Genomic DNA, 21,825 nt, shown 5'->3' with positions numbered 1-21,825 from the left:
AAAGTCGGCGGCCGCGTGTCGTTTGCCGCACCGAAGCGGCGGCGCCGCTTTTGTTAAAATGCTCTTTTTGCCGCCCGCCGGCGAGTTCGGCCAATTTCGGTTACTCTCAGCACCAATAATTTATTTGCTGCACCAGAAAGGATTTCAAATTGCCAACTCTTTTGACACGACGCCTGGCCTTGCTGGCCGAAGAAAAACACCGCGCCGTGCTGGCTGGCGGCTTGCGTGGCATTGAACGGGAGACCCTGCGCGTCGATCGCGCCGGCCACCTGGCGCACACGCCGCATCCGGTGGCGCTGGGATCGGCGCTGACCCATCCGCAGATCACCACCGACTACGCTGAAACCCTGCTGGAATTCATCACCCCGGCCGAAGCCGACATCGGCGCCACCATCGCCAAACTCGACGGCATCCACCGCTACGCCTACAGCAAGCTGGGCGACGAGCTGCTGTGGAGCCAGTCGATGCCATGCGAGCTGCCGCCGGAAGACCAGATCGAGATCGCCTGGTACGGCACCTCCAACCTCGGCACGCTCAAGCACGTGTACCGCCGCGGCCTGGCGCTGCGCTACGGCAAGGCGATGCAGTGCATCGCCGGCATCCACTACAACTACTCGCTGGACGAACGCCTGTGGCGCGTGCTGGCCGAGCACGAAGACGGCGGCAAGAAGCTGAGCGCGCGCGCCTACCAGTCGGAGGCCTACCTGGCCACCATCCGCAACTTCCGCCGCTACAGCTGGCTGCTGATGTACCTGTTCGGCGCCTCGCCGGTGCTGTCGGCCGGCTTCCTGCGCGGCCGCGCGCACAAGCTGGAGACGCTGTCGGCCGACACCCTGTATCTGCCGTACGCGACCAGCCTGCGCATGAGCGACCTCGGTTACCAGAACGATGCGCAATCGGGCCTGAGCCCGCACGAAAACTGTCTCGACAGCTATGTCGCCGCGCTGACCAAGGCGGTCAACCAGCCGTACCAGCCGTATGCCAGGCTGGGCACCAAGCGCGACGGCGAATGGATACAGCTGAACACCAACGTGCTGCAGATCGAGAACGAGTACTACTCGACCATCCGCCCCAAGCGCGTGATCCAGACCGGCGAGCGGCCGATCCAGGCGCTGTGCGCGCGCGGCGTGCAGTACATCGAAGTGCGCTGCATGGACGTCGACCCGTTCGAGCCGGTCGGCATCAACCAGCAGGCCGGCCGCCTGCTCGACGCGTTCCTGCTGTTCTGCGCGCTCGAGGACAGCCCGCCGGTGACGCCGGAACAGAGCGCGCGCTACACCGAGAACTTCGCGCGCACCGTCAAGGAAGGCCGCCGTCCGGGCCTGACCCTGAACCACGACGGCGCCGAAGTGCCGCTGACCGTGTGGGGCGCGCAACTGCTGGAGCGCATCCGCCCGGCCGCCGAACTGCTGGACACGCTGCGCGGCGACAGCGCCCACGCAGACGCGCTGGCGGTACAGGCGCGCAAGCTGCAGGACCCGTCGCTGACGCCATCGGCCCAGGTGCTGCAAGCGCTGCGCGCGCACGGCAACTCGTTCAACGCCTTCGCGCTGGCGCAGAGCGAAAAGCACGCGGCCTACTTCCGCAGCCACCCGCCCAGTGCCGAGGAGGCGGCGTATTTCGACGGCCTGGCCGCCGTCTCGCTGGCCGAACAGGCCGAGATGGAAGCCGCGCCGCAAACCAACTTCGACGATTATGTGGCGGCCTACCGCAACAGCAATCTGTGCCAGTCGCGCCTGGACTGTGACTGATGCTCACCTTCTACAACGAGCTGCACGCGCAGCACCGCGGCCGCCACGAATTCTTCCGCGGCCAGCAGGTGCCCTGCTTTGAAAAGCCGGAGCGCGTCGACTCGGTGCTGGCGGAACTGGGCCGGCGCGGCCTGGGCCGCATCGTCACCCCGCACGGCGTGCCGCTGATGTCGCTGGAACGCATCCACACGCCGCGCTACCTGCACTTCCTGCGCAACGCCTGGAGCGAATGGGTGGCGCTGGACCCGGCCAACGCGCAGCGCGACGCCTTCCCGTCCGTATGGCCGGTGCGCACGCTGCGCGCCGACATCGAGCCGGACAACTTCAGCGCGCGCATGGGCCTGTATTCGATGGATAGCGGCACGCCGCTGACGGCCGGCACCTGGACCGCCGCCAAGACCGGCGCCGACTGCGCCGTCAACGCGGCGCATGCGCTGCGGCTGGGCGAGCGCGGCGCGTTCGTGCTGAGCCGGCCGCCGGGCCACCACGCGGGCAAGGACTTCTTCGGCGGCTACTGCTTCCTCAACAACGCCGCGCTGGCGGCGCAGCACATGCTCGATGACGGCGCGCGCAAGGTCGCCATCCTCGACATCGACTACCACCACGGCAACGGCACCCAGAGCATCTTCTACAACCGCGACGACGTGCTGTTCATCTCCATCCACGCCGACCCGCGCAACGAATACCCGTTCTACCTGGGCCATGCCGACGAGCGCGGCGAAGGCGCCGGCGCCGGCTACAACCTCAACCTGCCGCTGGCGGCCGGCGCCAGCACGCCAGCCTGGTTCGCGGCGCTGGAAACGGCCTGCATCCGCATCGGCGGCTTCGCCCCCGACGCGCTGGTGGTATCGCTGGGCGTGGACACCTTTGCCGGCGATCCGCTGTCGCGCTTTGCGCTGCAGACCAGCGATTACCTGAAAATCGGCGAACGCCTGGCCTGGCTGAATCTGCCGACCGCCTTTATTTTCGAGGGCGGCTATGCCGTGAAAGAACTGGGCGTCAACGTCGTCAACGTCCTCGAAGGCTTCGAAACCGCCTTGTAAAATCGGGGGCCGAATGTCGGCTCTGACCCCGATCTTAGTAGACGTCGCGGCGGTAGCGGCCCGCTTCCGCCAGCTGCGCCAGCTGTTCGCGGCCGAGGATGGCGGCCAGCGCGTCGTCGACGCCGCCGGCCATGCCTTGCAGGCTGCCGCAGACGTAGATCACGGCGCCGCCGGCGATCCAGCCACGGATGGCATCGCTCCTGTCGCGCATGCGGTCCTGGACATAGCCGCCGCCGTCGGCGTCGCGCGAGTAGACCAGGTCCAGTTCGGGCAGATAGCCGTGCGCATGCCATGCGCGGATTTCATCGGCGCAGACGGCGTCATGCTCGCGCTGGCGCTCGCCGAAGATCAGCCAGTTGCGCTGCGCGCCCTGCTGCATGCGCGCGCGCAGGTGCGCGCGCAGGCCGGCGATGCCGGAACCGTTGCCGATGTAGATCGCCGGCGCGTCAGCAGGGCCGGCATCGAATGCCGGATTGGCGACCAGGCGCACGCGCACTTCGTCGCCTATCGCCGCCCGCGCCGTCAGCCAGCCTGACGCTAGCCCCAGGCCGCGTTCGCAGCGCACCTGGCGCACGATCAGCTGCATCACGCCATCCTGCGGCAGCGACGCCAGCGAGTAACGGCGCGGCGCCGCGTCGCTGTCGTAGTGGCCAGGCCAGATATCCACCAGCGCGCCCGGGCGCCAGTCGGCGCTGACGCCGGTCAGCGTGATTTCATACAGCGGCAGGCCGACGCTGCCCGGATTCAGCAGCTTGCGCCCGGCCAGCTGCCAGCTGGCGTATTCGCTGTCGGCGGCGGCGGCGTTGAGGGCGACGTCGGCCACGTCGGCCATGCCGCCCATCAGGCCGCGCAGCGCGTTGCCCCAGCGCGCGAGGGCGCCGGCGTCACCGTTGTCGACTTCGATCACCGGCTGCAGTGGCCGCGCGCCCATGTAGGCCAGGCGCCGGTCCAGCGTGTGGCCGAAGCCGCAGAACTGGCTGTAATTGCGGTCGCCCAGCGCCAGCACGGCGTACTGCAGATGCTGGAATTCCTCCCTGGCCGATTGCAGCAGGCGGCTGAAGCGGCGTGCGCTGTCCGGCGGCTCGCCTTCGCCGAAGCTGCTGGCGACGAACAGCGCGCGCCGGTACTGGCCCAACAGCGGCGGCGTCAGTTCTTCCAGCGACTGCACGTGCACCGCCACGCCGGCTTTCTGCAGTGCGGCGGCGCTCTGCAGCGCCACGCGTTCGGCCTGGCCGGTCTGGCTGGCGTAGGCCATCAGGACCGGCTCCGCGCCAGCGGCGGGCGGCGCGCCAGCGGTGAACTGCGCGCGCTCGGCGCGGGCGCTGCGTTTCTGCCTGCGGCGCTTCAGGTACAGCATCCAGCCGGTGATGCCGAAGCCCGGCAGCGCCAGCGCGGCGATGAACACGATGATCTGGCCGGCGATGCCGTAATAAGTGCCGAGGTGCAGCGGATAGATCACCGACTGGAAGCGCGCGCCGAGCGGCTTGTCGGCGTACAGTTCATGCTTCAGCAGTTCGCCGCTCTGCGGATCGATCGACATGCTGCTGCGCGCACGCAGGTGTGGCGCGTCGCTGGCCACCCACAGGATCTGCATCGGCTGCCTGGCTTTCTCGGGCGGACGCAGGAAGGCCATATGCCAGCCGGGCGCGTTCTTCCGGAAGGTGTCCCAGGCCGCGGTCAGATCGGCCGGTTCATCCTTCGGCCTGTCCGCCCTGGCGGCCTTGGGCGCATTGGGTTTCGCCGGCGCCGCTGCGCGCGGCGGACGCAGTGTGCCCATCCAGCCGTCGGCCATGTCGCGGATCGGGTCGAAGGCCCAGTACACGCCGGACAGCGTGAACACCAGGAACACCAGCATCACCCAGGTGCCCGCCACCGAGTGCAGGCCCCACAGGAAGGAGCGCCCCTTCATGCGCGGGTCGAACGTCAGCCAGGTGCGCCAGTCCCACAGGCGGCGCGGCCAGCGCAGATACAGCCCGGTCAGGGTCAGACCCAGCAGGCAGAACGCCAGCACGCCGGTAAACATCTTGCCCTGATCGCGCGGCATCAGCAGGAAGCGGTGCAGCTGCTCCACCCATTCGAAGAACTCGTCGCCGCGCAGCGCCGGCAGCGGCGCGGCGGTGTAGGGATCGAGATAAATCGTTTCGCCCTTGCGCTGGCCGGGCGGCGGCGCCAGGCCGACGCGGGCGCTGGCACCGGGCGTGTCGTACAGGATGATGCTGGTGACGCGCGCTTCGGGCTTGAGCGCGCGCGCCGCCACGGCGAACTGCTGCGGCGACAGCACCGGCGCATCCTGCACCGCGACGTTGCGCACGCCGGGATTCAGCGCGTCCAGGATCTGTTCGCGAAACGCCAGGATGGCGCCGGTCAGGCCGATCACCATCAGGACCGTGCCGGCCGTGATGCCGACGAACCAGTGCAGCTGGAACCAGAGCTTCTTCACGACGCGGCCTTCACATCCGGTTGCATCGGACGCGGCGCACCGGTCCCCTCCCGCATCGATGCGGGAAAGGCGGCGGCAGCAGCGGGGCCGGGGGGAAGCGGCAGATCGAACATGGCATGCGATGGTCTGGTCATCACCGCATCTTACACGTAATGGGAATCATTATCAATTACAACTCAGCGCTCCCAGTACGGCGGGCTGCCGAAGGCCTGGCGCAGCCAGTCAGCCAGCGCGCGCAGCTTGGCCGGCGGATCGCGGCCGTCGGCGTGGGCGATGTACAGGTATTCCTGCTCCGCCTCCATGCCGACCTCGACCACCCGCAACGCGCCCGACTTGAGCGCCTCGCTGATGATGAACATCGGCAGCAGCGTGATGCCCAGGCCGGCGATGGCGGCATCGCGCATCATGTCGCCGTTGTTCAGCACCAGCACCGGCCGCCCCTGCACGACATGGGTCTGTCCCTGGCGGCTGAAACGCCAGTCGGCGCCGCCGCGGTTGCTGTAAAAGATGCCGCGATGGCCCTCCAGCTGCGCCGGCGTGGCGGGCGTACCGTATTGCGCCAGATACGACGGCGCCGCCACCAGCACGCGGCGGCTGGCCGCCAGCTGCCAGGCCACCAGGTAGGCATCGGCGAGCGGGCCGTGGCGGATGATGGCGTCGAAGCCGTCCGACGAGGCGTCGACGCGGCGGTCGTTCAGGTCCAGCGTGATCTGGATGTCGGGATAGGCGGCCAGGAAACCGTACAGCGCCGGCCCCAGATGCAGGCGGCCGAAGGTGACCGGCGCCGAAATGCGCAGCGGCCCGGCCAGCGTGCCGCGCCGCTCCGACAGATCGGCCGTGGCGTCCGCCACCTCGCGCACGATGCGCGCCGCGCGCACCAGGAACGCGGCGCCATCCTCGGTGACGGTGACCTTGCGCGTGGAGCGCTGCAGCAGGCTGGCGCCGAGCGAGCGCTCCAGCTCCGACAGCCGTTCGCTGACCACCGAGCGCGACACGCGCAGGCGGCGCGCCGCCTCGCTCAGCGAGCCGGTTTCCGCCACCAATACAAACGTGTTGATGCCTTCGAGTTTCATGATTGTTCGGCTTTTCCGAAAACCTGATGCGGGATCTGGTGACTTATCCAGACAGACATCCTGAACCATACTGGTTTCATCCCGCCAGGGCAATCACTCACCATCACTTACAGGAGTTGCACCATGAACCGTCTGAACAACAAAGTCGCCCTGATCACCGGCGCCAGCGCCGGCATCGGCCGCGCCACCGCAAAACTGTTCGCCGCCGAAGGCGCCAAACTGGTGCTCGGCGCGCGCCGCGCCGACGAATTGGCCAGCCTGGTGGCGGAAATCGAAGCGGCCGGCGGCCAGGCCGTCAGCCTGGCCGGCGACGTCCGCTCGGAAGACTACGCCCAGGCCCTGGCCGACCTGGCCATAGAACGCTACGGCCGCCTGGACATCGCCTTCAACAACGCCGGCACGCTGGGCGAGGCCGGCCCCAGCACCGGCGTGTCGGCAGCCGGCTGGAACGACACGCTGGCCATCAACCTGACCGGCTCCTTCCTCGGCGCCAAATACCAGATTCCCGCCATGCTCAAGCACGGCGGCGGCTCGCTGATCTTCACCTCCACCTTCGTCGGTTACAGCGCGGCCTTCCCCGGCGTCGCCGCCTACGCCGCCAGCAAGTCCGGCCTGATCGGCCTGACCCAGGCGCTGGCAGCCGAATACGGCCCACAGAACGTGCGCGTCAACGCCATCCTGCCAGGCGCGGTGGACACCGACATGTACCGCGAGATGAACGACACGCCCGAGAAGACCGCGTTCGTCACCGGCCTGCACGCGCTGAAACGCGTGGCGACACCGGAGGAAGTGGCGCGCTCGGTGCTGTACTTCGCCTCGGACGATTCCAGCTTCGTCAGCGGTACCGCTTCGCTGATCGACGGCGGCCTGTCGATCAACCGCACCTGAGCCGGCGGCGCGGCCACAACGGGCCGCGCCCCAACGTTCGTCTGTTGTGTCACCACGGAGGTCGCCATGGAGATCGAAGAGCGCAGGCAAAACCGATTGATGTCCGAATACGTGCAGTATGGCGTGTCGCTGATGTACGTGGCGGGGGTGGCGGAAGCGCGGCGCTACCTGACCTGTCGCGGTGTGCCGGCCGCAGTGATGCAGCGTGTGCTGTCCACTGCCCCCGCCTGCCGGCGCCAGTGCGCGCAGGCGTATCGGGTCATCAAACCGATCCCGTACGCCGTGCTGGCATGATCGTCCGCCGGCGCGGCCCAGCAGAAACAGCGCAGTTACAAATTTTTGCAAATATAGCTTGCTATTAGATCGCGTGCTATGTATAGTGAACACATCGGCGCTGCAAACGGCGCAAACTGTAGTAGATTAGCAAGCTGTTATACCCTAAGGTAGATAGCAAGCGATTGAATAGTTCACTAAACTTAATTGGTTCCATACACTGAAAGGAAATCATCATGTCGCTCGAAAAAGTACTGTACACCGCTCACGCTAAAACCACCGGCGGCCGCGAAGGCCAATCGGCTTCGTCGGACGGCCACCTGACCGTCAAACTGAGCACCCCGAAAGAACTGGGCGGCGCCGGCGGCGAAGGCACCAACCCGGAACAGCTGTTCGCTTCGGGCTACGCCGCCTGCTTCATCGGCGCGATGAAATTCGTCGGTGGCCGCGACAAGATCGCCGTGCCGGCGGACACCTCGATCGAAACCTCGGTCGGCATCGGCCCTGTGCCGACCGGCTTCGCGATCCAGGTGGAGCACAAGATCTCGCTGCCGGGCCTGGACCGCGCCACCGCTGAAAAGCTGGTCGCCGCCGCCCACATCGTCTGCCCATATTCGAACGCCACCCGTGGCAACATCGACGTGACCCTGACCATCGTCTGATCGACCTCGGCGCCACAACGGCCGGCCCCTCGCAAGAGGCGCCGGCCTTTTTCACATACAATCGTTGTTTTGACTGGACGGGAACAACAATGATTGAGTGGCACTGGCTGGCTTTTGACGATATCCCGCGCGCCGACTGGTACGAGGTGCTGCGCCAGCGGCAGCAGGTCTTCGTGCTCGAGCAAACCTGCTTGTATCCCGATATCGATGGCTGCGATCCGCAATGCCATCACCTGATGGGCTGGCGCGAGATCGATGGTCAGCGCACCCTGGTGGCCTATCTGCGCTGCGTCCCGCCCGGCGTGAAATTCGACGAGATGTCGCTGGGCCGCGTACTGACCACGCAAGCGGCGCGCGGCAGCGGCATCGGCCACGAGCTGCTGGCCAAGGCAATTCCGCTGGCCGAAAAGCTGCATCCCGGTCACGACTTCCGCATCGGCGCCCAGGCGCATCTGGAAGAATTCTACGGCGGCTACGGCTTCCGCACCGTGACCGCCCCGTACGACGAAGACGGCATCATGCACGTCGATATGGTGCGGGTCAGAACGTCAGGATGAAACGCGCGCCGGCGCCGACCGAACGCGCGTAGCGCACGGTGCCGCCATTGGCGTGCACCAGATGGCGTACCATCGCCAGGCCGATGCCCCTGCCCTGCCGCTTGGTCGAGAAAAACGGCGTGAAGATGTGGGCCGCCAGGGCATCCGGCACGCCGGGACCGTTGTCGGCGACTTCGATGCGCAGCCGGCCGCCGCGGCTCAGGCGCGCGCTGACCTGGGCCTGCGGCTTGGCGCCGGCCGCTTCGGCGGCGTTTTTCAGCAGGTTGATCAGGGCCTGTTCCAGCTGCCCGGGATCGATCATCACTTCCAGCGACGCCGGTTCGACCGAGAAGGTCAGACGGCCGTCCAGCGCCTGCCATTGCGGCGCCAACAGCGCGGCCAGGCGTTCGAACAGCGCCTCCAGCAGCACGCGCTGCGGCTGCGCCGGCGCCACGGTGGACAGGCTGCGGTAGCTGCCGACGAAATCCACCAGACTGGCGGCGCGGCGCGCGATGGCGTCCAGCGCGGTGCCCAGGTCGTCGTGGATGTCGGCCGGCAGCTGGCTGCCCGCTTCGTCCAGCAGGCCGCAGGCGGTGCGCGACAGCGAGGCCACCGGCGTCAGGGAATTCATGATTTCGTGGGTCAGCACCTGCACCAGTTCGCGCCAGGCGTTGAGGGCTTCGGCTTCCAGTTGGCTTTCCACCGGCATCAGCGCGGCCAGACGCTGGGTGGCGCCCTGCACGCTGAGCGTGGAGACGGCGACCAGCGCGCGCTCGGCGCCACGTTCGGTGTCGAAGCTGACCAACTGGCGTTGGCCTGCCGGTTGCTTCGCCAGCAGCTGACGCAGATCCTGCGGCGCGCTGGCGCGGCCGGGCGCCAGCAGGCGGCGCGCACTGGCATTCAGCGGCGCGACAGCGTCGTCGCGAATGGTGAACAACGCGATCGGCGCGTGTTCGAGGCGGGCTTCCAATGCCAGTACGATTTGATCCGGTGACGGCGACGTTGATGTTGGCGCCGCGCTGGATTGCGTCTCCATGCGCGGCGCGCGCAGGTGCAGGCGCTTCAGGCATTGCCATATCAGGCTGGCTGGCGCCACGGCGAGCAGCACGCACAACACGATGCGGCGCGGCGCCGGCGCGGCCGCCAGTGCATCCGCGGCGACGCTCAGCGTCATCAGGCCGGCCACGCCGGCCGCCACACCCCACTTGAGCGCGCGCTCAGATGCCATGCTTGCCCAGCTTGCGGTACAAGGCGGCGCGACTGATGCCCAGGGTCTTGGCGGCGTGGCTGATGTTGCCATTGAACTGGGCCAGCGTGTTGGCGATGGCCATGCGTTCGAGTTCTTCCAGCGTCATGTCGCCGGCGGGCGCCGGGTTATTGGCGCGCGCCGTGGCGGCCGCCGGCGCTGGTAACGCCGGTGCCACCGGCGCGACCAGGCCGAAATCCCCGGTTACATACTCCGCGCCCTGCGCCAGGATCGCCGCGCGCTCGCAGGCATGACGCAAGGCGCGCACGTTGCCGGGCCAATCGTGGCGCATCAGCGCATCCATGGCGGCGTCGCTCACATTGCGCGCGGGCCGCTGGTACTGGGTCTGGTACAGCTGCAGATAATGCGCCACCAGCAGCGGCACGTCCTCGCGCCGCTCGCGCAGAGGCGGCACGCGCAGCACGATGGTATTCAGGCGGAACAGCAGGTCGGCGCGGAACACGGCGGGATCGAACAGCCGCGCCTCGTCCAGGTTGGTGGCGCTGACGATGCGCACGTCGATGGCTTCCGGCTTGTCGGCGCCGATCGGCGTGACTTCGCGCCGCTCCAGCACCGTCAATAGCTTGGCCTGCGCGGCCAGCGGCATGTTGCCGATTTCGTCGAGGAACAGCGTGCCGCCGCGCGCGGCCTGGAAGCGCCCCGCCCGATCGGCCTTGGCGTCGGTGAACGAGCCTTTGCGATGGCCGAACAACTCGCTCTCGAACGTCGATTCGGGCAGCGCCCCCATGTCCACCGCCAGCATGGTGCCCGCCGCGCGACGCGACGCCGCGTGGATCGCGCGCGCCACCAGCTCCTTGCCGACGCCGTTCTCGCCCAGCACCATCACGTTCGCCTCGGTCGGCGCCACACTGGCGATCAGCGATTTCAGCTCGCGCATGGCGCGCGACTTGCCCATCAGTTCGGGCGAGCCGGCGCCGCCGCCGCGCGACGCCGAGCTCAGTGTCAGTGCCTGATCGACCGCCGCGATCAGGCGCGCGTTGTCCCATGGCTTGGTGATGAAATCGCCGGCGCCGCGCTTCAGGGCTTCCACTGCCAGCGGCACATCGGCATAGGCGGTCATCGCAATCACTGCGGGCGGCTGCGGCTGCGCACGCAACAGGTCGAGCAGCGCCAGACCCTCGGCGCCGTTGATGCGGCCCGGCGTGAAGTTCAGGTCCAGCAGCACCACGTCCGGCACGCCACGCGCCAGCAGCGCCGGCAGTCCGGATGGATCGGTCAGCGTGGCGACCCGCCCATGGCGCCGCCGCAACAGCAGCTGGGCGGCGGTGGCCACATCGGCATCATCATCGAGGATCAGGACATAGGCGGTCATGCGGCCATTCTAGCAGCGGTAAAACCGATGTAAACGCCCCAGCCACTAGCCAGTGTCCGCGCGTGAACAGCGGCCACTGTCCGAAAATGAACACTCGCGCCACTTTCGCACCGCAAACCCCGTTTTCAGGCATGGCACAGCGTTTGCAGTAAGGCGGACATGAACCCGAAAAAAAAATTTGCGGCCACGCCATCCCACCTGCCCGCCAGCGGCGCGGCGATGGATACCGTCGTTCCGCGCCGGCGCGGCAGGCGCATTGCCATCGCCGTCGGCGTCGTGGCCGCGCTGGTGGTCGCGGCTTATGCGCTGTGGGCCTGGATCCCGCGCGGCCTGCAGATCGATGGCGCCGACCTGCGCATCGGCCAGGCCGCGCGCGGCGTGTTCGTCGACGACATCATCGTGCGCGCCAATGCCGAACCGCTCAATTCCGTGATTCTGGATGCTGTGGAATCCGGCCGGGTGGAAGAAGTCTTCGCTGCCGATGGCGCGCTGGTAAAAAAAGGCCAGCTGCTGTTCCGCATCTCCAACCCGCAGCGCAACCTGGAACTGCTGGCACGCCAGTACGAACATTCGGTCAGCATCTTCAACCTGTCCAACCTGCGCGTGCAGCAGGAAGCCAGCGCCAGCGACCATCAGCGCCGGCTGGACGATCTGCAGTTCGCGCTCGATCAGGCGCGCAAGCAGCATGCGCGCAATGTGCGGCTGGCGGCGCAAGGCTTCATCTCCAGCGTGGCGCTGGAAGAATCCGAGGACCGGCTGGCCAAACAGGAACAGGCTTACCAGCAGGAGCAGCGCTCCAACGCCGCCGAGACACGTGTGCGGCAGAGCGCCGAGCAGCAGCTGGAATCGTCCATCCAGGGCCTGAACTCGGGACTTAAACTGGTTTCCGCCACCGTCGACGCGCTGGCCGTGCGTGCGCCTGCGGATGGACGGCTGACCAACTTCCGTCTGCAGATCGGCGAGTCTATCGCCACCGGCAAGAACATCGGCCGCATCGACGATCCGGCGCGCTTCAAGCTGACCGCCAGCGTCGACGAGTATTACCTGAACCGCATGGCGGTCGGCCGCCACGGCAGCGTGCAGCAGGACGGTCATCGCTACGCCGCCGACATCAGCACTATCTACCCGCAGATCAAGGACGGCCGCTTCACCGTCGAGATGGTGTTCACCGACGGGCAGCCGCCGGTGCTGAATCCCGGTCAGGGTCTGGATGCGCGTATCACGCTCGGTGAACCGGCGTCGGCGCTGCTGCTGCCGAACGGCGCCTTCATCAACGATAGCGGCGGCGCCTGGGTCTACGTGCTGGACGCGGACGGCCGCCATGCCGAGCGCCGCGCGGTGCGCACCGGCCGCCGCAACAACAGCCAGATCGAAGTGCTGGAAGGGCTGACGGCGGGCGACAAGGTGATCCTGTCCAGCTACGCCGCCTACGGAAATTCACCACGGCTGCAGATTACGCAGTAACCTCTTCAAAACCATTCGAAAGGCAGACATCCATGCTCAAACTTGTCGGCGTCAGCAAAATCCACCAGGCGGGCGACATCCAGACCACGGCGCTGGACCGCATCGACCTGGAAATCGAAGCGGGCGAATACGTCGCCATCACCGGGCCTTCCGGCTGCGGCAAATCGACGCTGCTCGGCATCCTCGGCCTGCTGGACGTGCCGACCCGTGGCGAATACTGGTTCGAAGGCCGGAACGTCGCCGGCTGGAGCGAGGCGCAACTGAACCGGCTGCGGCGCGGCCGTATCGGCTTCATCTTCCAGAGCTTCAACCTGATCGAAGAACTGAGCGTGTTCGAAAACGTCGAACTGGCGCTCGAGTACAACGGCACGCCGGCGCGCGAACGGCGCGAGCGCGTAACAGCGATGCTGGAAAAACTCGGTGTCGGCCACCGCGCCAGCCACCGGCCGTCGCAACTGTCCGGCGGCCAGCAGCAGCGCGTGGCGATCGCGCGCGCCTTGGTGGCCGGCCCCGCCGTGCTGCTGGCCGACGAACCGACGGGTAACCTGGACAGCGCACACGGCAACGAAGTCATGCGCCTGCTGCGCGACATCAATGCCGAAGGCACGACGGTGGTGATGGTCACCCACTCGCCCGATCACGCCGCGCAAGCCTCGCGCAGCCTGAATCTGCTGGATGGCCGGGTGATGGTCGATGCACTGCGGGCGGCGTAAGCGGGATGGCGCCCCATGACTTCCGCATCGCCTGGCGCCTGCTGCTGCGCCAGCCCTTCAACGCCGCGGTGGAACTGCTTGGACTGGCGGCCGGTTTCGCCATCTGCTTCGTTCTGCTGGCTTTCGTACATTATTCCTTCGGCTATGACCGCGACGTGCCGCTGCGCGATCAGGTCTACCTGATCAAGCACCGGCTGAATTTCATCCCGCAGCCGCAGTGGATGGAGTACACGCCGTTCGCCCTGCGCGAGGTGGCGCTGCAAAGCGGTCTGCCGCTGCAGGTCAGCGCGTGGTGGCCGCGCGAGGCGCTGCTGGAACAGAACGGCCGGCAACGTACGTTCGACGTCACGGCGGTCGATCCGGCGTTCCAGCAGATCGCCGGCTTGCGCGTATCGGCCGGCGACCTGCAACAGGCGCTGACCCGGCCGGACGGCCTGGCGCTGACGCGGACGGCGGCGCTGCAGCTGTTCGGCACCGCGGAGGCGCTGGGCCGCAGCGTCAGTCTCAATCATCAAACCCTGCAGGTGCGCGCGCTGCTGCCGGACCGCCCGTCCAACAGCACGATACAGTTCGGCGCCCTGGTCGGCATCGGCAGCGCGCTGTGGCCGGAACAGGAACGGCGGCAGGCGCTGTCCAACTGGATGGGTATCGGCGGCCGGATTTACGTGAAGACCGCCGCCGATCCGCGTGCGCTGCAAGCCGCGCTGCAAAAGGCGATCGATCAGGCGCCGTGGGCCAGCATGGCGACGCCGGAAATGAAGGCCGCACTGGGTGGACGCAAGATGGTCGACATCGCACCGGGCGCACTGGCGGATGCCTATTTCGACCGCAGCGTGGCCAACACCATGGGCACCGGCCCACGCGGCGACATGCGCATGGTGCTGGCGTTGGGCGTGGCCGGCCTGCTGATCCTGCTGCTGACGGTGGTCAATTACGTCAACCTCGCCACCGTGCGCGCCCTGCGCCGCCAGCGCGAAATCGCCATGCGCCGCGTGCTGGGCGCCACCACCCGGCGGCTGCTGATGCAGTTCATGGCGGAGGCCATGCTGCTGTCTGTGGCGGCAGCGGCGCTCGGCGTGCTGCTGGCCTGGATGCTGCTGCCGCTGGCCTCCGACCTGCTGCAGCGGACTCTCGACAGCGAATTCACGACGACGACCATTGTGGCCTGCCTGGCGTTCGGCGCCATCGTCGGAGCGCTGGCCGGCCTCTATCCCGGCTGGCTGGCGCGCGGTGCCGACATGCGCGCCACGCTGTCCCAGCGCAGCGGCGAAACGGCCGGCGGCGCATGGCTGCGGCGCGTACTGACCGCGCTGCAATTCGCCGTGGCGATGGGCATGGGCAGCCTGGCGCTGGCGATGCTGTGGCAGAGCGAATTTGCCGCCGCCGCGCCGCCCGGTTTCGATCCCGCGCCGCTGCTGGTGGCCGAGCTGCCGGAGAATGTGAACACGCCAGCCGGCCGCGCCTTCCGCGACGCGCTGGCGCAGCTGCCCGGTGTCAGCGGCGTGGCCGACAGCCGCAATGTGCCGGGCCGCGACGACCATACCGGCACCCGCGGCAGCGAGACCGTCAAGCGGGTCGACGGCAGCAGCATCGGCATGTCGGTGCAATTCATCGGCGCGGACTTTTTCCGGGTCTATGATCTGAAGCCGCTGGCGGGCCGCATGTTCGATCCGCGCATTGAACAGCCAGGCACGGAAGGCGAACAGCACGTGGTGATCAACCAGGCCGCGGTACGGGCGCTGGGCTGGTCCATGCCCGGCGAGGCGGTGGGCCAGCGCATCAACGGCAGCGCGCTGCGCATCGTCGGCGTGGCGCCGGAGCTGCGCTGGGAGACGCTGCGCGATCCGGTGCGTCCGATGATGTATGAACTGGCCGCCGACAGCACTCTGCTGACGGTGCGCGTCGCCGCCGCGCCGGAGCTGATGGAGACGGCCATGGCAGAACTGTGGCAGCGCTATTTCCCCGCCCATCCGCCTGTGATACGCCGCGCGGCCGGCTATTACGCCCAGGCCTATGCGGACGATATCCGGCTGGCGCGCATGCTGGCCTGGGCCACGGCGGCGGTGCTGGTGCTGGCGGCGTTCGGCGTGTATGTGCTGGCGGCGCACAGCGTGCAGCGGCGTGCGCGCGAGATCGTGCTGCGCAAGCTGCACGGCGCCGGCCGCCTGGCCATCGGCATGCTGGTGGGACGCGAATTCGTGACGCTGACTGCGGTGGCGGCGCTGTGCGCGCTGCCGCTGGCGTGGCTGGCGATCGCGCGCTATCTGGCGCCGTTTGCCGAGCGCTCGCCGCTGGGAGGCTGGGCGCCGCTGGCGGCACTGGGACTTGCACTGCTGATCGTGGCGGCCGCCACCGCGCGCCACACGCTGGCGGCGATGCGTATCGCGCCGGTGCAGGCGCTGCGGGCGTAAAAAAAGGCAGCCACACGGCTGCCTTTTTTTCGAAGTGGATCGTTTTACTGGAACGAGATGACTTCGATGTCGAATACCAGCGTCGAATTGGCGGGAATCGTGCCGTTCGACGTGGTTTGCGCCGTGGCGCCATAGCCCTGATCCGGCGGGATGATGACGGTACGCTTGCCGCCCACCTGCATGCCGGTCAGGCCGGTACTAAAGCCGGCGATCACGCCGGTGCCGACGGTAACCTGCAAATAGGTAGTGCTGGTCGCATTGCTGTCGAATTGTGTGCCCTTGAAGTTGGCCCGGGTGCCGTCATACAGCCAGCCGGTGTAGCGCACATTGACCTTGCTGCCCGCGGTGACCACCGTGCCGGTGCCGACGGTGACGTCGGTAATCGTGGTCACGGTTGGCGGCGGAACGCTCGGGATGGTGACTTTCTTGGTCACCGACAGCATCTCGAAGTCAAACACCAGCGGCGAGTTGGCCGGGATGGCGGCATAGGTGTTGCCGTTGACGGCCGCTTGTGCATCGAGCGCATAGACGCCGTAAGCCAGATTGGCCGGCAGCACGGCGGTACGCTTGCCACCGGCCTGCATGCCCAGCAGGGCCTGATCCCAGCCGGTCATCACAACGCCGTTATCCTTCAGGGCGCCCACGCCGACGGTTCCGCTGAACGGCTGATTGCGGTCGACCGAGCTTTCCACCTTGGCGCCCTTGCCGTCCGCCTTGGTGGCGTCGTACAGGTAGCCGACGTAGTTGAACACGATGGTATCACCCGCTTCGGCGATATTGCCGGTGCCGGTCGCGGTGGTCGTCAGCTTGTAGTCCGGCTGCGGCGCGACGGCCACGGTGGTGGTTTTCGGCCCGCCGCCGCAGGCGACCAAAGCCACTGCGCAGGCGGCAGCGGCGACATATTTCAACATCGATTTCATAATTACCTTTGATGGATATTCAGAGTCCCGGCGCAGAAGTTTAGCAGACAGCGCCGCTTCCACTCCGGTGACTACATTCAGTTACATATTTTTGTCTCAAATTTCCACTTGCGTACCGAGTTCGATCACGCGGTTGGGTGGAATCTGGTAGTAGTCGGCGGCGCCGCGCGCATTGCGCGACATGGTCACGAACAGGTGCTCGCGCCAGGTGGCCATGCCTGATCCCGGCGTCGAGATCACGGTCTGGCGGGCGATGAAGAACGAGGTCTCCATCATCTCGAACGGCAGGCCCAGACACTCGCACAGCTTGAGCACACTCGGGATATCCGGTTCGTCCTTGAAGCCGTAATACACGTTGAGCTGGTAGCATTGGTGTCCCAGGTCGGTGACCTTGGCCTGATCCGCTTCCGCCACGTACGGCTCCTCGACGATGTGCACGGTCAGGAACACCACGCGTTCGTGCAGCACCTTGTTGTGCGACAGATTGTGCAGCAAAGCGTGCGGCACGCCATCGCTCTCGCCGCGCAGGAAGATGGCGGTGCCGTAGACGCGCGTTGGCGGCGCCACGAACAGCGAATCGAGGAAGTCTTCCAGCGGGATCGCATGCTTTTGCAGGTTTTCGAACACCAGTGCGCGACCGCGCTTCCAGGTCAGCATGATGGTGAACAGCACGGAGCCCAGCAACAGCGGGAACCAGCCGCCGTGGAACAGCTTCAGCGTGCTGGCCGAGAACAGCGCAATGTCCATGGCGATGAAAAAGCCGGTCGCGCCCAGGCACAGCGCCAGCGGCATGTGCCAGCGGTAGCGGGTGACGAAGAAGGTCAGGAAGGTGGTGCACAGCATGGTCGCCGTCACCGCGATGCCGTAAGCGCCGGCCAGCTTGTCGGAGGAGCCGAAACCGATCACCGCGATCAGCACCACGATCAGCTGCAGCCAGCACACGGCCGGGATATAGATCTGGCCGATCTCGCGCTCCGAAGTATGCACCACGCGCATGCGCGGCAGCAGGCCCAGAGCGATGGCCTGCTTGGTCATCGAGAAGGTGCCGGAAATCGTCGCCTGCGAGGCGATCACCGCCGCCATGGTGGACAATACCACCAGCGGGAACACGCTCCAGGAGCCCAGTTGCTGGAAGAAGGGATTCGAGATCGCCTCCGGATGGGTGATCAGCAGGCCGCCCTGCCCCAGATAATTCAGCGCCAGCGCCGGGAACACCACCAGGAACCAGGCGGCGCGGATCGGCTTCTTGCCGAAGTGGCCCATGTCGGCGTACAGCGCCTCGGCGCCGGTGAAGGCCAGCACCACCGCGCCCAGCGCGACGAACGCGATCAGGCGGTTTTCGAGGATGAAGCGCAGCGCGTGGAACGGATTCAGCGCCCACAAAATCTGCGGCGCGGCGACGATGTTAATCACGCCCATGATGGACAGCGCGGCAAACCAGACGATCATGATGGGACCGAACCAGCGGCCGATGCCGGCGGTGCCGTGGCGCTGCACCGCGTACAAGGTCACCAGCACGATGATGGTCAGCGGGACGATGTATTGTTCCAGGCCGGGCGCGGCCACTTCCAGACCTTCGATCGCGCCCAGCACCGAGATGGCTGGGGTGACCACGCTGTCGCCATAAAACATGGTGGCGCCGAACACGCCCAGCAGCATCAGCGGATAGTGCCAGCGCGGCGCCGCCTTGCTGACGGAATTCAGCACCAGCGCCATCAGCGCCATGATGCCGCCCTCGCCGCGGTTATCGGCGCGCAGCACCAGCGTCACGTATTTGAGGGAAACGATCAGGGTCAGACCCCAGAAGATCAGCGAGACGATGCCCAGCAGATTGGCCTCCGTGAGTGCCAGGCCATGCTCGGGATCGAAGATGGTTTTGAGGGTATAGAGGGGGCTGGTACCGATGTCGCCATAGACGATGCCGACAGCCGCCAGCGTGAGTGCCGCGAGACTGCTCTTCTGATGTTGCTCGGTCAAGATTGCACCTGTTGTTGTTTTGGTGCATTGCACAATAGGATAAGACTATGCAAAAGGCAAGGAGATTTTGGCATCGGCCGCGTTCAGTTTCGTCAATACCGCCAGTGTACTCCTCCGGGGTCAGGTCTTCCATTGCGTCACAGGCTCTGCTGTAGCGACGCTACAGCAGAGCCTGTGACGCAATGGAAGACCTGACCCCGGATAGGGGTATGACCCCGGGTATAATGCGCGCCATGAATCCAGGTATCTTGTACGCCACCTCCGCCTTCTTTTTCTGGGGGCTGTTCCCACTGTATTTCCATGCGCTGGGCGAGGTGCCGCCGATGCAGATCCTGGCGCACCGGATGTTGTGGTCGCTGTTGTTTCTGGTGATCGTGCTGAGCGCGCGCCAGCAGTGGAAATGGCTGCCCAGGGTGCTGGCCCAGCCGCGTATCCTCGGCAGTTTTGTCGCCAGTTCGCTGCTGTTGACGGCCAATTGGGGCCTGTATATCTGGTCGGTCAATAACGGCCATGTGATCGACGCCAGCCTCGGCTATTTCATCAATCCGCTGGTGAATGTGCTGCTGGGCCTGATCGTGCTGAAGGAGAAGCTGCGTCGCGGCCAGTGGATCGCGATGGCGGTGGCCGCCGGCGGCGTGGCCTGGCTGACCTGGGATGCCGGCCAGCTGCCGTGGATTGCCTTGATTTTGGGCATCACCTTCGGCGGCTACGGCCTGCTGCGCAAGACCGCCGCGCTGGCGGCGCTGGAGGGTTTGTCGCTGGAAACCATGATCCTGTTCCCGCTGGCGCTGGTGTATGTGCTGTGGCTGAGCTGGCACGGCGAGAACGCCTTCATCAACACGCCGCACGACGGCACGCGCTGGCTGCTGGCCGCCGCCGGGCCGATCACCGCGATTCCGCTGCTGCTGTTCGCCGCCGGCGCGCGCAAGATTCCGATGGCGGTGCTGGGCCTGATCCAGTATCTGTCGCCGACCATGCAGGCGCTGCTGGGCGTGTGGGTGTTTCATGAAGCCTTCCCGCAGGCCCGCCTGATCGGTTTCCTGATCATCTGGGCGGCGCTGATGCTGTACCTGCTGGAGGGCTGGTGGAGCGGCCGCAGAAATACCTCGAGCGCCTGACGTGTTTGCATGCCGCTTGGTCTACAATCGTCCATTTTCCACCCGGCAAAAAGGACCTGCGGCATGCGATACCATCTCCTCCCCCTCCTCCTGACCACCGCACTGGCCGCTACCTCGGCCGCCGCGCAGAAGCTGGATCCATCCATGATCCAGAACGGCAGCGATATTCCGGCCAAATGGCAGGCGCCGGAAGCTGGCTACGATTACGAGAAACGGGTGGTGGAAATCCCGATGCGCGACGGCGTCAAGCTGCACACGGTCATCTTCATTCCCAAGGGCGCCAGCAATCTGCCGATGCTGCTGGAGCGCACGCCATATGACGCCGACCGCGCCAAGGTCCGCAAGCTGAACCTGCGCGATACCGTCGGCGCGCTCGACCGCGAATGGGTGGATGACGGCTATATCATCGTGTTCCAGGACATCCGCGGCAAATACGGTTCGGAAGGCAAGTATGTGATGACCCGTCCGCCGATCGGCCCGCTGAATCCGAGCAAGACCGACGACACCACCGACGCCTACGACACCATCGACTGGCTGGTGAAGAACATCAAGGAAAGCAACCAGCGCGTCGGCATGATCGGCTCGTCGTACGACGGCTGGACCGTGACCATGGCCCTGCTCGGCCCGCACCCGGCGCTGAAGGTGGCCGCGCCGGAAAGCCCGATGATCGACGGCTGGATGGGCGACGACTGGTTCCACTATGGCGCGTTCCGCCAGGTCAACCTCGATTACTTCGCCGGCCAGACCACCAAAACCGGCAAGGGCGACGACGTGCCGCGTCCGGGCACCGACGATTACCAGACCTTCCTCGAAGCGGGCACGGCCGGCAACTGGGCCAAACGGCATGGCTTCGACCAGCTCGGCTTCTGGAACCGCCTGTCGGCCCATCCGGCCTATGACGCCTTCTGGCAGCTGCAGGCGCTGGACAAGCACGTGGTGGCCAAGCCATCCAAGGTGCCGACCATGTGGCTGCAGGGCCTGTGGGACCAGGAAGACATGTACGGCGCCGTCATGACCTGGGAAGCGCTGAAGGCCAAGGGGCTGACCGGCAACAATCACCTGGTGATGGGTCCGTGGTACCACAGCCAGGTCAACGGCAACGCCGAGCGCCTGGGCCCGTTCAAGTGGAAGGGCGACACCGCCGCCGATTTCCGCCGCAATGTGCTGATCCCCTTCTTCAACACTTACCTGAAGGACCAGAAACCGGCCGAGCCGCTGCCGCCGGTGCTGATCTACAACGCCGCGGAAAACCACTGGGACAAGTTCGCCGACTGGCCGGGCACCACCCAGCTGACGCCGCTGTACCTGCAGGCCAACAGCGGCCTGGCCTTCCAGCCGGCCGCCGCCGGCGAGGACAGCTACGTCTCCGACCCGGCCAAGCCGGTGCCCTTCCTGGCGCCGCCGCTGGAGTTCGGCGACCGCTCGCGCTGGACCACCTGGCTGCTGCAGGACCAGCGTGCGCTGAGCACGCGCACCGACGTGCTGTCGTACAAGACGCCAGTGCTGACCAGCCCGGTCACCTTGCAGGGCGCGCCGATCGCCGACATCTTTGCCAAGACCAGCGGCACCGATGGCGACTTCGTGGTCAAGCTGATCGACGTGTTCCCGCCGTTCGTGGCCGAGCAGCCGGAAATGGGCGGCTACGAGCTGCCGATCAGCCTGGACATCTTCCGCGGCCGCTACCGCCAGAGCTTCGAACACCCGACCGCCATCCCGGCCGGCGAAGTGCAGGAATACAAGTTCCGCCTGCCGACCGTGAACTACGTGTTCAAGCCGGGTCACCGCATCATGGTGCAGATCCAGTCGTCGCTGTTCCCGCTGTACGACCGCAATCCGCAGACCTTCGTGCCGAACATCTTCTTCGCCAAGCCTGAAGATTTCCAGAAGGCCACAATTTCCGTCCAGCGCGGCACGGCCGGCGCCAGCTCGGTGCTGCTGCCGGTGGTGCCGGCCAGCACGGCGCTGAAATAAAGCGGT

At 66.5% G+C, this 21,825-nt stretch carries 17 protein-coding genes; 11 read left to right on the top strand and 6 right to left on the bottom strand.

From position 1 onward, the window contains the following. Positions 1–149: 149 nt before the first annotated feature. On the top strand, positions 150–1,751 hold the full coding sequence (gene gshA, locus E4L98_RS07530) for a glutamate--cysteine ligase (RefSeq protein ID WP_135200941.1): 1,602 nt from the start codon (positions 150–152) through the stop codon (positions 1,749–1,751). Next, positions 1,751–2,794, top strand: a complete 1,044-nt coding sequence (locus E4L98_RS07525) for a histone deacetylase family protein (RefSeq protein ID WP_135200940.1) — start codon at positions 1,751–1,753, stop codon at positions 2,792–2,794. Before gshA ends, E4L98_RS07525 begins: the two co-directional genes overlap by 1 nt. A 34-nt stretch (positions 2,795–2,828) precedes the next feature. On the opposite strand, the gene E4L98_RS07520 is transcribed toward E4L98_RS07525, so the two are convergent. Then, a complete protein-coding gene (locus tag E4L98_RS07520) occupies positions 2,829–5,234 on the bottom strand; it encodes a PepSY domain-containing protein (protein WP_135200939.1) in 2,406 nt (801 codons plus the stop codon). A 176-nt stretch (positions 5,235–5,410) separates the two neighbouring features. Further along, on the bottom strand, positions 5,411–6,307 hold the full coding sequence (locus E4L98_RS07515; protein WP_229257298.1) for a LysR family transcriptional regulator: 897 nt from the start codon (positions 6,305–6,307) through the stop codon (positions 5,411–5,413). A 123-nt stretch (positions 6,308–6,430) separates the two neighbouring features. Between E4L98_RS07515 and E4L98_RS07510 the strand changes: the two genes are divergently transcribed. The 4 genes from E4L98_RS07510 (at position 6,431) to E4L98_RS07495 (ending at position 8,687) form a co-directional block, all read left to right on the top strand. After that, positions 6,431–7,195, top strand: coding sequence for an SDR family oxidoreductase (locus tag E4L98_RS07510; protein ID WP_135200938.1), 765 nt, complete (start codon positions 6,431–6,433; stop codon positions 7,193–7,195). A 66-nt stretch (positions 7,196–7,261) separates the two neighbouring features. Beyond that, the gene (locus E4L98_RS07505; protein WP_135200937.1) at positions 7,262–7,489 is read left to right on the top strand and encodes a hypothetical protein; all 228 of its coding nucleotides are present in this window, start codon (positions 7,262–7,264) and stop codon (positions 7,487–7,489) included. A 215-nt stretch (positions 7,490–7,704) separates the two neighbouring features. Continuing rightward, positions 7,705–8,130, top strand: coding sequence for an organic hydroperoxide resistance protein (locus tag E4L98_RS07500; protein ID WP_135200936.1), 426 nt, complete (start codon positions 7,705–7,707; stop codon positions 8,128–8,130). A gap of 89 nt (positions 8,131–8,219) precedes the next feature. Continuing rightward, positions 8,220–8,687 (top strand): GNAT family N-acetyltransferase, encoded by a 468-nt coding sequence (locus E4L98_RS07495; RefSeq protein ID WP_135200935.1) that lies wholly within the window; start codon positions 8,220–8,222, stop codon positions 8,685–8,687. Here the strand turns inward: E4L98_RS07495 and E4L98_RS07490 are convergent. Next, entirely contained in the window at positions 8,671–9,894 is a 1,224-nt protein-coding gene (locus tag E4L98_RS07490) for a sensor histidine kinase (protein ID WP_135200934.1), read from the bottom strand. The two genes, E4L98_RS07495 and E4L98_RS07490, sit on opposite strands and share 17 nt — an antisense overlap. Next, the gene (locus tag E4L98_RS07485; RefSeq protein ID WP_135200933.1) at positions 9,884–11,245 is read right to left on the bottom strand and encodes a sigma-54-dependent transcriptional regulator; all 1,362 of its coding nucleotides are present in this window, start codon (positions 11,243–11,245) and stop codon (positions 9,884–9,886) included. The genes E4L98_RS07490 and E4L98_RS07485 overlap by 11 nt, the downstream gene beginning before the upstream one ends. A 159-nt stretch (positions 11,246–11,404) precedes the next feature. Here E4L98_RS07485 and E4L98_RS07480 point away from each other — a divergent pair, with 159 nt between their 5' ends. The 3 genes from E4L98_RS07480 to E4L98_RS07470 are packed head-to-tail and all read left to right on the top strand — an operon-like array spanning position 11,405 to position 15,833. After that, positions 11,405–12,709 (top strand): efflux RND transporter periplasmic adaptor subunit, encoded by a 1,305-nt coding sequence (locus E4L98_RS07480; protein WP_229257297.1) that lies wholly within the window; start codon positions 11,405–11,407, stop codon positions 12,707–12,709. A gap of 32 nt (positions 12,710–12,741) precedes the next feature. Continuing rightward, positions 12,742–13,422: an ABC transporter ATP-binding protein gene (locus tag E4L98_RS07475; RefSeq protein ID WP_135200932.1), complete on the top strand. Its 681-nt coding sequence runs from the start codon at positions 12,742–12,744 to the stop codon at positions 13,420–13,422. Positions 13,423–13,427: 5 nt separating this feature from the next. Beyond that, positions 13,428–15,833 (top strand): ABC transporter permease, encoded by a 2,406-nt coding sequence (locus E4L98_RS07470; protein ID WP_135200931.1) that lies wholly within the window; start codon positions 13,428–13,430, stop codon positions 15,831–15,833. 44 nt (positions 15,834–15,877) lie between these two features. Here the strand turns inward: E4L98_RS07470 and E4L98_RS07465 are convergent, their stop codons facing one another. Beyond that, a complete protein-coding gene (locus tag E4L98_RS07465) occupies positions 15,878–16,744 on the bottom strand; it encodes an FKBP-type peptidyl-prolyl cis-trans isomerase (RefSeq protein ID WP_229257296.1) in 867 nt (288 codons plus the stop codon). A gap of 105 nt (positions 16,745–16,849) precedes the next feature. Continuing rightward, positions 16,850–18,730 carry a potassium transporter Kup gene (locus tag E4L98_RS07460; RefSeq protein WP_135200929.1) on the bottom strand — a complete coding sequence of 627 codons (1,881 nt, stop codon included), beginning with the start codon at positions 18,728–18,730 and terminating at the stop codon, positions 16,850–16,852. 233 nt (positions 18,731–18,963) lie between these two features. Here E4L98_RS07460 and rarD point away from each other — a divergent pair, with 233 nt between their 5' ends. Together rarD and E4L98_RS07450 are read left to right on the top strand one after the other, a co-directional pair. Further along, positions 18,964–19,848 carry an EamA family transporter RarD gene (gene rarD / locus E4L98_RS07455; RefSeq protein ID WP_135200928.1) on the top strand — a complete coding sequence of 295 codons (885 nt, stop codon included), beginning with the start codon at positions 18,964–18,966 and terminating at the stop codon, positions 19,846–19,848. A gap of 63 nt (positions 19,849–19,911) precedes the next feature. Beyond that, a complete protein-coding gene (locus E4L98_RS07450) occupies positions 19,912–21,819 on the top strand; it encodes a CocE/NonD family hydrolase (RefSeq protein WP_135200927.1) in 1,908 nt (635 codons plus the stop codon). Positions 21,820–21,825 lie beyond the last annotated feature (6 nt).

The organism is Duganella callida (genome assembly GCF_004614165.1).
GTDB lineage: Bacteria > Pseudomonadota > Gammaproteobacteria > Burkholderiales > Burkholderiaceae_D > Rugamonas > Rugamonas callida.
This window is presented reverse-complemented; position numbering and strand designations above follow the sequence as displayed.